Annotated in this window: 11 protein-coding genes; 2 read left to right on the top strand and 9 right to left on the bottom strand. The window is 42.8% G+C overall.

Features of this window, described 5'->3' with window-relative positions; all coding sequences use genetic code 11:
* Nucleotides 1–121: 121 nt before the first annotated feature.
* Nucleotides 122–1,867, bottom strand: a complete 1,746-nt coding sequence (locus DMB45_RS12420) for a LysM peptidoglycan-binding domain-containing protein (RefSeq protein ID WP_041504359.1) — start codon at nucleotides 1,865–1,867, stop codon at nucleotides 122–124.
* A 204-nt stretch (nucleotides 1,868–2,071) separates the two neighbouring features.
* On the opposite strand from DMB45_RS12420, the gene DMB45_RS12415 reads away from it, so the two are divergent.
* Together DMB45_RS12415 and DMB45_RS12410 are read left to right on the top strand one after the other, a co-directional pair.
* Nucleotides 2,072–2,896 carry a PASTA domain-containing protein gene (locus DMB45_RS12415; RefSeq protein ID WP_041504358.1) on the top strand — a complete coding sequence of 275 codons (825 nt, stop codon included), beginning with the start codon at nucleotides 2,072–2,074 and terminating at the stop codon, nucleotides 2,894–2,896.
* Nucleotides 2,893–3,957 (top strand): RluA family pseudouridine synthase, encoded by a 1,065-nt coding sequence (locus DMB45_RS12410; protein ID WP_041504357.1) that lies wholly within the window; start codon nucleotides 2,893–2,895, stop codon nucleotides 3,955–3,957. Before DMB45_RS12415 ends, DMB45_RS12410 begins: the two co-directional genes overlap by 4 nt.
* Nucleotides 3,958–3,978: 21 nt before the next feature.
* On the opposite strand, the gene DMB45_RS12405 is transcribed toward DMB45_RS12410, so the two are convergent.
* From DMB45_RS12405 to DMB45_RS12370, 8 genes are all read right to left on the bottom strand, one after another.
* Complete coding sequence (locus DMB45_RS12405) at nucleotides 3,979–5,280, bottom strand: NCS2 family permease (RefSeq protein WP_041504356.1); 1,302 nt, start codon at nucleotides 5,278–5,280, stop codon at nucleotides 3,979–3,981.
* A gap of 67 nt (nucleotides 5,281–5,347) precedes the next feature.
* Nucleotides 5,348–6,448 carry a redox-regulated ATPase YchF gene (gene ychF, locus DMB45_RS12400; protein WP_041504355.1) on the bottom strand — a complete coding sequence of 367 codons (1,101 nt, stop codon included), beginning with the start codon at nucleotides 6,446–6,448 and terminating at the stop codon, nucleotides 5,348–5,350.
* Nucleotides 6,449–6,631: 183 nt separating this feature from the next.
* A complete protein-coding gene (locus DMB45_RS12395; RefSeq protein ID WP_041504354.1) occupies nucleotides 6,632–7,258 on the bottom strand; it encodes a DUF5715 family protein in 627 nt (208 codons plus the stop codon).
* Nucleotides 7,259–7,267: 9 nt separating this feature from the next.
* A complete protein-coding gene (locus tag DMB45_RS12390; RefSeq protein WP_041504353.1) occupies nucleotides 7,268–8,161 on the bottom strand; it encodes a cation diffusion facilitator family transporter in 894 nt (297 codons plus the stop codon).
* A 142-nt stretch (nucleotides 8,162–8,303) separates the two neighbouring features.
* Entirely contained in the window at nucleotides 8,304–9,818 is a 1,515-nt protein-coding gene (locus DMB45_RS12385) for a PKD-like family lipoprotein (RefSeq protein ID WP_110688813.1), read from the bottom strand.
* Complete coding sequence (locus tag DMB45_RS12380; protein ID WP_160289156.1) at nucleotides 9,818–10,510, bottom strand: DUF4843 domain-containing protein; 693 nt, start codon at nucleotides 10,508–10,510, stop codon at nucleotides 9,818–9,820. The genes DMB45_RS12385 and DMB45_RS12380 overlap by 1 nt, the downstream gene beginning before the upstream one ends.
* 5 nt (nucleotides 10,511–10,515) lie before the next feature.
* Entirely contained in the window at nucleotides 10,516–11,970 is a 1,455-nt protein-coding gene (locus DMB45_RS12375; RefSeq protein ID WP_041505131.1) for a RagB/SusD family nutrient uptake outer membrane protein, read from the bottom strand.
* Entirely contained in the window at nucleotides 11,970–15,296 is a 3,327-nt protein-coding gene (locus DMB45_RS12370) for a SusC/RagA family TonB-linked outer membrane protein (protein WP_110688812.1), read from the bottom strand. Before DMB45_RS12370 ends, DMB45_RS12375 begins: the two co-directional genes overlap by 1 nt.
* Between the last annotated feature and the right edge of the window lie 30 nt (nucleotides 15,297–15,326).

The raw sequence follows: 15,326 nt of genomic DNA, 5'->3' as shown, positions 1-15,326 counted from the left end.
TAACATGATTTAGGGGAAACCAATTGACGAACGACAATAATCACAACGACCGTGTCATCGATACATGACTATTTTTCTACGGCAAACACAGAAAAATAATAACATCCTCTTTAAGAAACTTTTAATTTACCGGTGTTATTTTTATCTCGTAATTAGAACGGAAATGGACCAAATACAATCCACGATTCTCCATCCCGCCCCCAGGTAACATTTTGAACTTAAACCTCGTGAATAAAGCCTCCTCATCCTCCGTTCCCAGATGACCTAATACCTGCCTGCCGTAATCAGCGACCTGTTTCATAAAAAACAATCCGATATCAAAAGCTCGATTCACAATCGGGGTAGGTTCCGAGTAAAAATATTTCCGGTGTTGTTCTGCAAACTTCCGGGCTGGTTCCGACTGATAATCGACATAACTATTCATAAACAACTTCACATTCAGTTTAAAGAACACATCATCGCCCAATGTCGTAAATTTCAACCAATCCGGAAAACCCACAACCGTTACCTTATAACTATCGGGCAAAGCCGATAATACCGGTAATACCCGGCTCGCCGCAGCTTCATTAACCGTAGGAAACAAAATAATATTCTCCGCATGCGGTTTCAAAAGCATTTTCAGCGAATCTACCGTTATACTCGAACTCCAATTTATCGTTTTCATCTCCATATCCGGTTGCAACCGATATCTTACCAAATACGGCAATTGACTCTCCTCCGAATTGGCGGAAACCCCGGACGGACGAATAACCACAAGATTAGCTCCGATACTATTTTTCACGACCCAATCAGCCATATTTTCGAGCAATGTCGTTGTAGAGGTATTCACCTGAATAAAATTCGGGAAACGCCCCAATCCCTCCGTACGGGCAGATAAAGGATATACCATGGGTATGGACTTATCATACAACTGATCCGCCACGACTTGAAAAGTATTGGCATACACAGGCCCCAATATCAATTGGGGATTGAATCGATTCAACTCGTTAGCTATCATCCGTGCCTTACCCGGATCCCGTTCCGTGTCGAACACCTGAAGATCAACCGAATATCCCGCTTTTTTTAAACTATCGACAGCCATTAATATCCCTTCATAAAACTGTACAAAAGGTTCTGACTTCGAATATAAATTCCATTTCTCTTCTTGCTGGTCGACCGCCAGAGAGTCCAATACAACAGGTTTCTCTTCAGGATATTGATTATTATTCAAATAGAAAGGCAAAAGCAAAGCCACTCTTACCTGATAGGAAAAGACCGGACGTTCCGCGTAAGTCGATACCGGGTGCTGTACCTCCTCTTCTATCCTCTTTATCTCCCGATCGACCTCATCTTTCACGGTTTGAGCTGCAACCCGTAAGGCCTCCACCTCCGCTTCCTCCCTGACTTGCCTGTCCTCCCATGCCAATTCAGCATTCAAAACATCCTTATCTATCTGTTTTAAAGTCAAACGAACGACTGAACCCGTCGGAATAGGATCTTTTTCGCTGTATTCCGGATTATCTTTCAGTATACGTTTCAAACGGATCCCAAATTTACGGGATAAAGAGTACAGAGTCTCTTTGGGTTTGATCTTATGATAATAAAATTGGTTATCCAAACGTTTAAAAGGCTCCACGTAAGGAATCTTTAATATTTCATGAATAGTCAAATTATTGTCTTTTTTCTCATTCAGCACCATCACTTCTTCCACGCTAACCTCATAAGCCTTGCAAATGGAAAACAAAGTCTGGCCGGGTTCCACCGTATGCAGGTAATATGTTTTTCCTTTCCATACGACCATCTCTTTAGAGCGCTCAATCTTTACGTCTTGCGCTTTTACACCTCCTATCCACCCAAGAAAAACAAGCAACAATACAATTCTGATCATATTATTATTTCATTTACAATAAACAATCCTTTCATAAAGGGAAACCTCGTTTTACAAAATACCAAAATCCCTTTTCATAGCAAAAATAGTAAAATAGTAATAGATAATTGAAAAATCTCTGCTATTTTTGCCAGGGAAAGAGATCAATCCATCATTCTGAGTAAAAAAATCGGAAAGATGAAATATTCAAACACGTAAAATTTTATGAGTGTATTCAATACAAAAAAAATCATATTCTGGGGCATCAACCTGCTGGTAGCCGTGTTACTTCTTTTTCTTATCGGTTACGTTGTTCTCCAACGTTTAGACAGCTATACTCTGCACGGTCAATACATTTCCGTACCTGATCTACGAGGACTCACGCCTTCGGAGGCCGCACCGTTTCTTCAAGAAAAAAATTTATTCGCCGTCGTTATCGACTCTATCTACGACGATCATGCGAAAGCGGGAACTGTCGTCGAGCAATTTCCGTCTCCCGAATCCAAGGTAAAAAACAGCCGGACCATTCAACTCACCATCAATGCCAACGCTCCGGAAAAGTTGATTTTCCCGAATCTAAAAAACACGGCATTCAGACAGACCATTCAAAAGTTAAAAAATATCGGTTTTAATATCGGCCGACTAAAATATACCTCCTCCAATTTTAAGAATCTGGTATTGGGTTTCATGTACAAGGAGGAACCTATCGAACCCGGAGATATTATCCAGAAAGGAGAGAGTATCGATATCATATTAGGGGATGGGAATACAAGTAATAACCAGATTTTCATTCCGAATTTACGGGGCAAAACCTTAGAAGAGGCCAAAACTCTTATTCTGTTCTCTTTCTTAAATTTAGGAGAGGTTATTACAGATGAAACCATTCGTACCCCACAAGATCGACTTGAAGCTTTTATCTACCAACAAACGCCGGATATCGAAGAACATCCTAAGATTACCTTAGGAAGTTACCTAACGGTTTATTTGACAAAAGATCAGGAAAAATTAGCTGTACAGGATTCTCTTTCCACTGAAACACAAGAAGAATGATCGAAGAAATAGAAGATATAGACGAACTGAACGAAGAGGAAGAACAAGCACAAGGGTTATTCGAACATTTTCGTCTGGAAGCAGATTCCGGACAGGCCCTTTTACGAATCGACAAATTCTTAGTAGACCGGATTCCCAACGCCTCACGTACTAAAATACAAGATGCCGCCGAAGCGGGTAATATATTGGTAAACGGGAAACCTGTAAAACCCAACTACAAGATAAAACCCAAAGAGGTGGTTTCGGTGATGATGTCTCATCCGAAAAGAGAGATCACGATCATTCCCGAAAACATTCCACTCCATATTGTTTACGAGGACGATGACCTGCTAATCATAAATAAAGCACCCGGTATGGTAGTACACCCCTCTTTCGGCCACTACACGGGCACGTTGGTCAATGCCTTGGCCTGGCATTTAAAAGACAATCCTCTTTTTAAAGAAAATGACCCCCGACCGGGACTTGTTCACCGGATAGACAAAGATACTTCCGGACTATTGGTCATTGCCAAGACAGAAGAAGCCAAAACAAAACTCGCTTTACAGTTTTTCAATAAAACTTCCGACCGGAAGTACGTCGCCGTCTGTTGGGGCAATTTAGAAGAAGATAACGGTACGATCATCGGCAATATCGGCAGGAATCTTTCCAACCGGAAAATCATGGGCGTTTTTCCCGAAGGCAGTGAATACGGCAAACACGCCGTCACCCATTACCGTGTGCTGGAACGTCTCGGATATGTAAATGTCATTGAATGCGTACTTGAAACCGGAAGGACCCATCAAATCCGGGCTCATTTCAAGCATATCAGACATCCGTTATTCAACGACCCGGAATACGGCGGCAATGAAATACTGAAAGGAACGACTTTCAGCAAATACAAACAATTCGTACAAAACTGTTTTGCCATTTGCCCTCGTCAGGCTTTACATGCCAAAACCTTGGGGTTCATTCACCCGACGACGGAAAAATACATGGCCTTTGATTCGGAAATTCCGGACGACATGCAACAACTCATCTCCAAATGGAGAAACTACGTTATAAACAGAGAGCCGGAAGAGTAGTCTTCCTTCTCTCAAGGGCTGTTAAACAAATATATACTTCAATATAAACAATAAGGATAAAACATACATGACCGGATTCAGGTCACGATACCTTCCGCTCAACACTTTCAAAAAAGTATAAGACAACATTCCCAGAACGATCCCCTCGGCAATGGAATAAGTCAAAGGCATCATAAGTATCGTAATAAAAGCAGGAAGTACTTCTGTCATATCTTCGAAATCAACTTTCCCCACGGCATCGAACATAAATACGCCTACGATTACCAAAACTCCGGCCGTCGCCACACTGGGAACCAACAAAAAAAGAGGTGCAAAAAAGAGAGAGACTAAAAAGAGCAAGGTGACCGTAAAAGCCATAAGTCCGGAACGTCCTCCTTCCGCAATTCCTGCCGCACTCTCGGCATAGGTTGTCGTTGTAGAGGTTCCCAATACGGCTCCGGCCGTCGTTCCTATCGCATCAGCCAACAACGCTTTTTTTATTCGGGGAATTTTTCCGTCGGGTTCCACCATTCCCACCTTGTTAGCCGTCCCTACAAGAGTTCCCAATGTATCAAATATATCCATAAAAATCAACGAGAATATGGCAATCAACATATCGGGATCCCATAATGCATGAAAATCAAATTTAAGAAACACGGGCTCAAGAGAATGCGGTAAAGAAACCGGAGAAAAGTTTTCCGGGATCCGAGTAATACCCAGAGGAATTCCGATCAAAGTACAGACCAATATCACGTAAAAGAGAGCACCTTTCACACGCCTGGCCAACAATACTCCTCCCAAAACAATACCCGTCATGGCTAATACGGCCGACGGGGTAAACCTCCCCAACGCAAGAAAGGTAACCGGATCAGAGACCACAATCCCTGCATTTTTTAACCCGATAAAAGCAATAAACAAACCTATGCCCACGGAAATGGCCTGACGCAAACAGGCAGGGATAGCATTCACTATCATTTCACGCACATTAAAAAGTGTCAACAAAATAAAGACTATTCCCTCGATAAATACAGCAGTTAACGCTTGTTCCCAAGAAAATCCCATGACCTGTACCAAAGTATAAGCAAAAAAAGCATTCAGTCCCATTCCGGGAGCCAAAGCAAAGGGCAACTTGGCCAATACGGCCATTAACAAAGTAGCGACAGCCGCGGCTAATGCCGTTGCCGTAAAAACCCCACCTTTATCCATGGCAGCAGCAGACAGCATATCTGGATTTACCGCTAAAATATACGACATCGTCAAAAAAGTGGTCACTCCGGCCATTACCTCTGTCTTTACACGCATCGTACGCGGATCAAAACCGAATAATCGAGTCAACGTCTTCATAAGCACAATTAAAAAACGGTTATGCCTTTAAAAAGCAAAACCGTCTTGATTATCGTTCTTCCACCTATTATACATTAAACCGGAAATTCATCATATCGCCATCCTGCACGACATAATCTTTTCCCTCCACGGACATTTTTCCCGCCTCCTTGCATTTAGCCTCCGACCCGAAAGCAATAAAATCCTCGTATTTAATAACTTCCGCTCGAATAAATCCTTTTTCAAAATCAGTATGAATAATGCCGGCGGTTTGGGGTGCTTTCATTCCATTCTTAAACGTCCACGCCCTAACTTCCTTCGGTCCTGCCGTAAAATAAGTTCTCAGATTCAACAGCTTATAAGCCGTCCGGATCAATTTATTGACTCCTGCCTCTTCCAACCCCAAATCTTCAAGGAACATCTGTTTCTCCTCGTACGTTTCCAATTCGGCTATATCCGCTTCAATGGCCGCTCCAATCACCAAAACCTCCGCACCCTCGTTCTTCACGGCCTCTCGAACCGCATCCACGTATTTATTACCCTTTACAACAGATACTTCGTCCACGTTGCAAACATATAAAATCGGTTTATTCGTCAATAACATCAGCTCCTTAGCAACCTCCTGCTGTAAGTCGGTCAATTTAACAGACCGGGCGGACTCCCCTCTCTCCAGTGCTTCTTTATAAAGATACAATACTTCCACAAGTCTTTTCGCGTAGGCATCTCCTCCGGTTTTCGCCCTTTTCTCCTCTTTCAACAATCGATTTTCAACCGTCTCCAAATCCTTCAACTGCAACTCCGTATCTATAATCTCTTTATCTCTTACCGGATCAACGCTTCCATCCACATGGACAATATTATCGTCATCAAAACAACGCAAAACATGAATTATAGCATCCGTTTCCCGAATATTAGACAAAAACTTATTCCCCAAACCTTCTCCCTTGCTGGCCCCTTTTACTAATCCGGCAATATCCACGATCTCGACCACAGCTGGTACTACATTTTGAGGTTGTACCAATTCCACCAATTTATTCAATCGCTTATCCGGCACAGTTATTACCCCCACATTCGGTTCTATCGTACAGAAAGGGAAATTAGCAGACTGGGCTTTCGCATTACTTAAACAATTGAACAAGGTCGATTTTCCCACGTTCGGTAAACCGACGATTCCACATTGTAGACTCATAATATATTATTATCAATTAATTATACATTAAATTAAAGCTATCGAGCAATAACAAGATCCTTCTCTCCTTCCGCTCGCACGAGTCCGCAAAGATAATCAATTTTTAAGCTAAAGCAGCATCTTACCATACTTTCTGTCTTGTCTGTACATGGGTATGAATTGCTGAATTTACAATTTAAACCTTTACCGTACCGTTATATGAAAGCAGCCCTGTTTATACTCGTAACGGACGTAACATCTTTTTTGCTTACGTAAATCCCGGAGTACTTCGGCCAATACGGTTTTCAACTTATCCCTGGTCTCCGATTTCGACCCTTTTCGCTTGTAACGAGAATAAGCGATATCAAAAGTAGTCCCGTATATATGAGCCGAATTAGAACTGGCATTCAGATTCTTCTTCTTCAATCGGTTAACGCTTGTTCCTGTCCTCAATACACTCGTAACAATAAGTTTATGTCCCGGAAGCTCTTTGGCACGAAGCGAATCTTTAAAATTCTCTGCAATTTTTTCCAGCAAATCATAAGCCTCCGGAACCAAATAAGGGATCGAATGGGTCAACTCATCCACATGATACAATCCACAGGAAGAGATCTTTTTCAACTTTCTACTTGCTCTTTTAAATTCACCAGAAGAAGCAAGAGGCTCTATTCCCAAGCGCTTAGCAGCATCGATATGCCTATTATTCAAATCATTGAACGTACGGGAATAATTTCTAAAATATACAAAAGGCCTTTTCGCTTTTTTCTCTCCGCACGAAACGAGCACGCACGAAACGAAATACATAAAAATAAACAACCTGTATACCTGCATCGCTCCACGTTATTTTTCCGGTTCTACATGCACCGCAACATGCGTACGGGGACCGTATTTCTTTCGCAGACGCTCTTCGATTCCCGTTGCAATCATATGAGCCACCCTCACCGTCAATTCACCGTTGACGCGTACATGAATCTCTATGGCGAAATCATTTCCTATACGACGCGTTCGCAAATTATGAGGGTCCTTTATCTGCACATCTTCACTTATAACGGTCAAAATTTCTTTTTCCACTTCTTCCGGGAGAGAGCGTTCCAATAAATCGTTCAAAGCGGGAGTCATCAACTGAATTGAAACTTTTATTATAAAAATACTCACGACAACCGCAGCAACCGGGTCTAAAACATGCCACTCTTTTCCTAAAAAAATAGCTCCGCCAATACCCAAAGCCGTTCCGATTGAGGAAAATGCATCCGAACGATGATGCCAGGCATTAGCGACGACAGCCTGACTATTTACTTTTTTCCCCACCGAAAGGGTATAACGATATAAAATCTCCTTTAAAACAATCGAAACAATAGCCGCTATTAAAGCGATCCTATCCGGACTGCCAATCTCCTCCCCCCTCGTCACGGCCAAAATACGATTCAACCCGTTCCAAAAGATACCGGTTCCGACCAATAACAATATCAACCCGATAATCGTTGTCGCCAACGTTTCGTATTTTCCATGTCCGTAATCATGTCCCTCATCTTTCGGCTTTGCGGAGACCTTCACGAAAAAGAGAACAACCACATCCGTCGCAAAATCGGATAAAGAGTGTACGGCATCCGCTATCATAGCACTACTCTTCCCCCATATTCCGGCAATAAATTTAAAAGCCAATAATAAAAAATTTACAACAGAACCTATGATTGTTACCCGATAGATCTCTTTTTCCCTATTTTTCTCATCCATCTCCTGTCAAATAATTTTGAACAAAGATAAAAATAATAGCTCATTTACTTAAAAACGATTCCATGTTTTTCCTCTCTTTATAATCCTGCTTCAATTCTCGTAATCCAAAGAATAAGGATACTACTTTAGAGGCGAAAGCAGCTTACAAAGCACTTTTAAGTTGCATTTTATAAACAACATCGACGATTCGTCCAAAAGAGGTAGCTGAAGTATATAACGGGACAAGACCTGTCATAATAGAATCGGAAGAGGCGTCCAGAACCATGAAGGTCCCATTTTCCAACCCTACCCCGATCCGGGTATTCGTCCGGTCTGTCACGTCCGAATTATAAGCTATCGAACATACCGGACTATCGAATAGATATACTTGCCTGATATCATTAGAAACAGGATCATAACAATACAACCCCCGCTGGTCCATACCACCCGAAAAAAGCAAATACCCACGCTTAGGCAAAAGGGTCATTACATTTCTTCCATCCAAAAGATCCGGATGTTTGAATTTCACCGCATAGGGATTTATAATTTCCCGATCAAGGGTAACAGAAAAAGTTTGGACAATCACCTCATCATTCCGTCGCAACAGTACTAAAAATCCACAACTCTTGTACTCCTCGCTCAAATACCCTATATACGACAGGTCTACTCCGGAAGGTAATCCCGTGATATCCATAAATGCGGCCGGTCTTTCCTCCCTATAATATAATTTTTCAATACGAGTCGCATCTTTTTCAGCATCAGAAATCCACAAAAATCTTCTATGCCGTTCATCGTACAACAAAAAGAAAGGGACCTTTTGATAATCGGTAAGCACCAATCGGTCGACCTGAAGCTCTTCTCCCCCGTAAGCCGCTCTAAATTGCATAAAAGCTCCACTATGCAATATTTCATTCGTCAAATACTTCCGAAAATACAAACCGCCATCTTCACTAAGCAAATAACCCGACCAAATCCCGTGAAGCGCATCCTTAATGACAAAACCCGGCGGATAATTTTTTTCAAGAAACTCATCCCGCGTATGCATCACCTTCCGGAAAGAGACGTCGTTTAATTCCACACACCCCTGTCCGCCTCTCTGCATGACCATCACTTCCCCGGCCGCCTCCGAATAATCACTCCCCGGCCAATGTTCTCGTAACTTTACCGGGGAACTTCCCAACACATCCCCGTTTTCGACCTCATACACATCCGGATAGGCCGTATACTCCGTCCCTTTTCCCCGACTCCTCTCTTGAATAAACGAAAGATGGGAAATCTGATCCTTTTCGGATAATATCATCCATCCTTTATTGTAACGGGACGTCACCCGCAACATAAACTCCTTAACATACTCAATACCATTGACGCTGTCCTTAACGCTAAAATAGCATTCAAACTCTCCGATCGTATCAGCCAGATAACGCAAATCCTGCTGATTACCTATTATTTTACCCCTTTGGATCTTCCATCGATAAGCCCAATGCTTCGGAGCCATCGTATCGTAACTATAATAAACTTCCGGTTTTATCTCCAATATTTCCCCCGCATTCTTTTGATAAAGGGCCGAGATTCCCCGAATGACGATTTCGTTGACGGGAACATAGTCATCATTTCCTTTATCCTTGTAACAACCATACAAGAGACAACATATCCCTATTCCTAAAACAATTTTTCTCATTACACGCTTACACTTACCGTTTTATACATGGGGCCATTTTCATCTTGAATAATATTCCCCTTTTCTGCCTCTTCAATAAGTTTATACTTGAACTGAACCGCCAAAGAACGTATTCTGTTTTCGTCCAGTCCTGTCAAATCGCCTACCCCGGTAATTTCCATGAAAACATCCAATTTTTTCTCCGTATAAGGTCCCAAATATTCGTCCGTAATCTTATCATTCCACCACAACGGCCTTGATTTTAAAGCAGAAAATCGAATGATCTTTTTCCGGTAAGGCATATCCCCCGGTAAAAAGTTCTCATTCTCCACGACTTTCAAAACCAAACGGACAACTCGGGTCTCCAATTTAGGCGAATAGTGCAAAACCACCTGAAAAGAAGAATCTTCAACCTCCCCCGCCTTCCATTTCCACTCCGGCAAAGTATAATCGGTAATTTCCGCCGTCGAAGACTCGTCCGCTTCAATCACGAATGTTTTATCTTCAGTCAGCAAATCTCCGGAGACCTTCAAATGAACCGGGATACTCAACACTTCCGTATTCGGATGAAAATAAAACGATACCTCGACGCTATCCCGATCGTAACGTCCGGCAAAATAGACATAATTCTTTCCGCCGAACATTTTCATTTCGGACTTACCACAAGAACAAGAAACAAGAATCCACAAACCGATCCATCCTATTTTCCGCATTTTCATCATATATTAGTCTCTACCTCCGGAAGAGGAAATACAAAATTCTTCGACATTCCATAGGTCTTACCATCAACCGTAATATTCCGATTCAGTCTTTTATACATATAGAACAACTGTCCTTCAGCCGTATACTCTTTGCGGGCATCCCACAGTAGTTCGCGATAAAGCCGCTCCTTACTCCCTAAGGAGAGTTCCCGTCGGGATCCCCGGCAAAAGCGTAAATAGGCGAACACCGCCTTTGCTCTCTCTTCTCCGACCAAATCATATACACATTCGATATAGATATGATACAATTCACTCAGACGCAATACGGGTATCAATTTGTTGTTTAAGCGATAAGCCGGAGGAGCCACGTAAAAATACTTACCACATACGTCCCTATCCTTTCGTTTAACCACCAAACTTTCGCCCACCCTCACGTCATCCGGATCCTTATCCCGGAGCTCTTCTCGATCTTTCAAAAAAAGATAGGAGTAAGAGGTACGCCCCTCATCATTCAAAGCTCCGTATATATCAACCAATTTATTATTATACAGTCCGAAAATAACATCATCATATAGTTTTAAATTCCCCTTTTTAGCTTCCGACGGTTCTGAAAAATAAAAGAGAGAAGAGTAAATCATTTTCTCCGCCTCTCTCATCGCCGACGCCTTATCTCCCTGATAGAGATACACCCGGGCCAATAACCCGCATATAGCATAATAATTTAACCGATACCCCCTAAAAGACAGGAAATCGCTTACCCCGGCCAATTTCGAATCTCCTAAACGACAATCCACCAACATTATCTGAGTTTGGTAAAGGGTATCAAACGAAGCTGTCAACCTTTTGGCTTTTTCCAAATCCCGGATGACTTTCCCCAACACCTCCTCCGTTGTTAAACGAGGAAAATTAACAGAGGGGGCCTGATCACAATAAGGCACCCGCTTTTCTCCACTATGAACGAGAGGAGCCGGAGCAAAAAGCCGTAATATATCGAAATGAAGAAAAGCCCGAATAGCCAATGCTTCTCCCTCTATCAATCGCCTCTCCAACTCCCCGCCTCCATCCCTGAACAAAGATGAATCTGTCTTTTCTATCCGTTTTAGAAGGGTGTTGCAATTGGCTATCAAATGATAGGCATTTATCCATAGCGTATCCAATCTCGGCCGAACGGTCGCGTGAGAATAATTGTAATCATCCGCATCAATAACCACCCGATAACCGATATCATTGCAATTTCTCACGTCATAATACTGAGCCAACACATCGATGAAACCCCAGGACAACTCCTGGCCATAAAGTGAAGCCCTACTCATACCCTGATATATTCCGTTCAGAGAGTTCCGAAATCCTTCTGCATTCCGAAACAGATCATCCTCCGCCACCTCTCCGGCCGGAGTTACCTCGAACCACTTTTCACAAGAGGTAAACGCAAATACGATCAAAACAGCTATTATCCCCAATACCGATTTCATTAAAAAGATATTTTTAAAGTAAGACTCATATTCCGGGCAAAAGGATAAGAAATACCTCTCTCTTCTTTTATGGAGGAGAAACGAAACACATCATTCATACTCCATTCCAGTCTCATGGTTTCTATTCCCAAACGTTCCGTCCCTATTCGATCCAAATCATATCCCAACGACACCGCATCCCAAGAGAGTACATTATAATCCTGACAGAAACGGGAGGTCGGCCGGGTTAACTCCCTATTCCGAATATCTTTTAAAAATGTTTTATCCCCCGGTTTACGCCATCTTTCCAACAAAACCCTACGATCTGCATTCTCTTCGGCAATATCTACATTTTCCACCTTTCGAACCAAGGTCTCGTTGTATCGCTGTCCTCCGAACTCATAAAGAAAAGAGGCGAATAATGTCCATCCCTTGTATTTCACATTAAATCCGAAAGCTCCGCGAACATCCGGTTCGTAATCTCCAATGACAACTTGTTCTCCGGACTTCCACTCCTGGGTCATCGTTCCTTGTCGACCAAGAAACAGCTCCTTCCCCGTGGAAGGATCGATTCCCAAAGAGCGCATTCCCCAAATGGCGGTTAAAGATCCCCCCTCCACGTATTTCAACAATGGACGGGTATATTTTAAATCACTCAGCCCCTCGTGATAGTCTCCATAGTACCCGTCAACTTTTCGATTATACTCTCTCAAGGCATCGGAAATCTTCATTATTCGATTCCGATTATGCGACAAATTACCGTACACATTCAAATGAATATCGGATTTATTTATCAAGTTTCCACTCAATGACAATTCGATTCCCCGATTCCGTACCTCTCCCAAATTATCTTTGTAAGAGGGAAAGCCGGAAGAGGCTGCAATCGTCACATCCGTAATCAAATCGCGCGTGCGACTATCGTAATAACTCAAATTACAAGCCAACACCCCCTTAAACAGTTCCAGTTCCATTCCGATATCCATCGTATTGGTCCGTTCCCATTTCAAATTAGGGTTTCCCAAAGTCTTCATCAAAACCCCGGAACCCGTTTTATACAGGTCATCCAAGGTCACCTCGTAAGTGGAGATGGCACAATAGGCGGGAAAATCCACTTTCCCCGTCTGCCCGTAACTCATCCTTACCTTCAGACGATCCACAGCAGACCCTTTTTTCATAAAAGAGCAATGGTGCAGATTGATTCCCGCACCCAACGACCAAAAAGGGGCGAACCGTCTATTTTTTCCGAATTCGGAAGAACCGTCCACACGCCCGGCAACATCAAACAAATAGATCGAGCGATAAGCATAATTCAGACTCCCGAATACACCCAAAAGTCTTTTGGTCACCTCTCCCAACGTCGGTTTTACAACGACTTCCATGGCATAATTGGGAGAATGTAAATCCCCTGAAGCAAATCCCCGGTAAGCAGAAGATATATACTCAGTCCGGGAAGAACGAATATTTATTCCTACCGTCATATGAATATAATGTACCCCCACCGACCTGTCATAGGTTACCAAAGCATTCGTATTCCACTCCGGAGCTTTTCCCTTTCTTATGTCCAAATAGCCTTTCAATGTACTCTCCAGATTTACCGGTTTCAAGGAATGCGGATCCGTGAACTCCTCCCGCTCCGAAGTCCGGTGACTCACACTGATTCCTCCTTTAAAAGAGAGGTAATCATTCACGTACCAGTTTATATCGAAATTATTGATCCATTGATTATAATTCGAATAAGCAAAACTCTTTAAACCGGCTTCATAAAGAGGATTCAGTTTCAAGGGGCCGGAATGCCAATTTTGTAAATAAGGCAGATCGTCTCCTTTATCATCCCGATATTCGTCGTAAGGCAGCTGTTTCGTATAATCGCTAAATACCCCATAAGGGGAATCCTCCGACCGGACAGCGTAATAAGATATCCTGTTCCGAAGTTGCAAAGAACGATAACGAAAATCGAGGTTTAAACCTCCACCGGTCCGGTTCCGGAAAGAACCTTTCATAACACCGTTCTGTTGGTGATAAAGAAAGTCCACCCCCACCCGCAGGTTTCCGGTCTCCCCCTCCATAACCAGCGAGTGTTTATGATTGAAAACCGCACGTACCGGTTTCGACAGCCAATAGGTATCGACTCCTTTAGCCAATTGTTTCAACTTACTATTATACTCCGCAAGTCCCGCTACCTCAGAAGAGGCATTATCCGGTTCGAACAAACCTGCCATCCGTTCGGTTTCAATTTTTTCTGCCGCATGCATCAGATTATAATCCGACAAATCAGGAAACGCCACCTCCCCATTCATACGGTAGCCGACATGCAATTTTCCCGGCCGTATTCCCCGAGTGGTAATAACGATAACACCATTGGCGGCCCTGGAACCATACATCGCCGTTGCCGCCGCATCTTTCAAAATCGTGATACTCTCCACCCGATCCATATCCATATCGTACACTTTCTGAATATCAATCTGAAAACCGTCCAGAATAAACGTCGGCAAATTGGAATTATTTTCCAAGGCCGACTTCGTCAAATCTTCCTTGCTTAACTCCGTGACTCCTATACCCGACCGTCCCCTCACGTAAAGTTCCGGCAAGGTATTCGGGTCTGATCCCCATTCATTATTCCCATGGATTCGGAAAGAAGGTTCAAACGTCTGAATGGCACTCAAAAGATTGGTTTTTGAAACCCTCAGCAATTTATCTCCGGAAATAGTTGTTGAGTTTCCGGTAAAACTACCTTTCGCATAATTAGAATAACCGGTAATCACCACTTCATCTATCAATTCCGGATCATCTTCCAGAAAGACACTTATACCCGTTGTCCGCCCCTGAATAATCGGAATCCTTCGCGGTTTCATCCCGACAAAAGAAAAAAGAAGAACTCCCGCTTCACGAGGGTAAATATCCAACCGAAATCGCCCCTCTCGGTCCGTGGAGACCCCGACAACAGTCCCATCCAACTTCACGGTTACTCCGGGTAAAGGAAGTCCGGAGATATCATATACCCGACCGGAAATCTCCATTTTATTTATCATCTCAGGCTCCATGGGAGTAATAATAATAACACGATTGACAAACTGAAAATCAAGTCCGGAATCTTTCAGGCAAAATTTCAATATATTCTCTATCGTCTCCGACCGGAAACGTTTGGTAACGGGAGGAAGTTCCCGAACTTGTTCGTGATTACATAAAAAACTGATTCCGCTCTTTTGCTTTATCTCTTCCAATACCTTTAAAATGGGGGTATCTTTAAAATCTGCACTTATTCTTATATTAGCGGGATGCCGAGCTTGAGCAAAAGTAAAACACGAAACAAATTGCAATAACAAGATCAGATACAAGACTTTATTCATACAGCAAAAATAGAGTAATCTATTCCATTT

The sequence above is a fragment of the Sanguibacteroides justesenii genome (assembly GCF_003204205.1).
GTDB lineage: Bacteria > Bacteroidota > Bacteroidia > Bacteroidales > Marinifilaceae > Gabonibacter > Gabonibacter massiliensis.
Note: the sequence above shows the minus strand (reverse complement) of the source record. Positions and strands in the feature narration are given on the sequence as shown.

Coding starts and splice junctions, on each gene's coding strand:
- DMB45_RS12420 (WP_041504359.1), bottom strand. CDS start 1,867: ATGATCAGAATTGTATTGTTGCTTGTTTTTCTTGGGTGGATAGGAGGT.
- DMB45_RS12370 (WP_110688812.1), bottom strand. CDS start 15,296: ATGAATAAAGTCTTGTATCTGATCTTGTTATTGCAATTTGTTTCGTGT.
- DMB45_RS12375 (WP_041505131.1), bottom strand. CDS start 11,970: ATGAAATCGGTATTGGGGATAATAGCTGTTTTGATCGTATTTGCGTTT.
- DMB45_RS12415 (WP_041504358.1), top strand. CDS start 2,072: ATGAGTGTATTCAATACAAAAAAAATCATATTCTGGGGCATCAACCTG.
- DMB45_RS12410 (WP_041504357.1), top strand. CDS start 2,893: ATGATCGAAGAAATAGAAGATATAGACGAACTGAACGAAGAGGAAGAA.
- DMB45_RS12405 (WP_041504356.1), bottom strand. CDS start 5,280: ATGAAGACGTTGACTCGATTATTCGGTTTTGATCCGCGTACGATGCGT.
- DMB45_RS12395 (WP_041504354.1), bottom strand. CDS start 7,258: ATGCAGGTATACAGGTTGTTTATTTTTATGTATTTCGTTTCGTGCGTG.
- DMB45_RS12385 (WP_110688813.1), bottom strand. CDS start 9,818: ATGAGAAAAATTGTTTTAGGAATAGGGATATGTTGTCTCTTGTATGGT.
- DMB45_RS12380 (WP_160289156.1), bottom strand. CDS start 10,510: ATGCGGAAAATAGGATGGATCGGTTTGTGGATTCTTGTTTCTTGTTCT.
- DMB45_RS12390 (WP_041504353.1), bottom strand. CDS start 8,161: ATGGATGAGAAAAATAGGGAAAAAGAGATCTATCGGGTAACAATCATA.
- ychF (WP_041504355.1), bottom strand. CDS start 6,448: ATGAGTCTACAATGTGGAATCGTCGGTTTACCGAACGTGGGAAAATCG.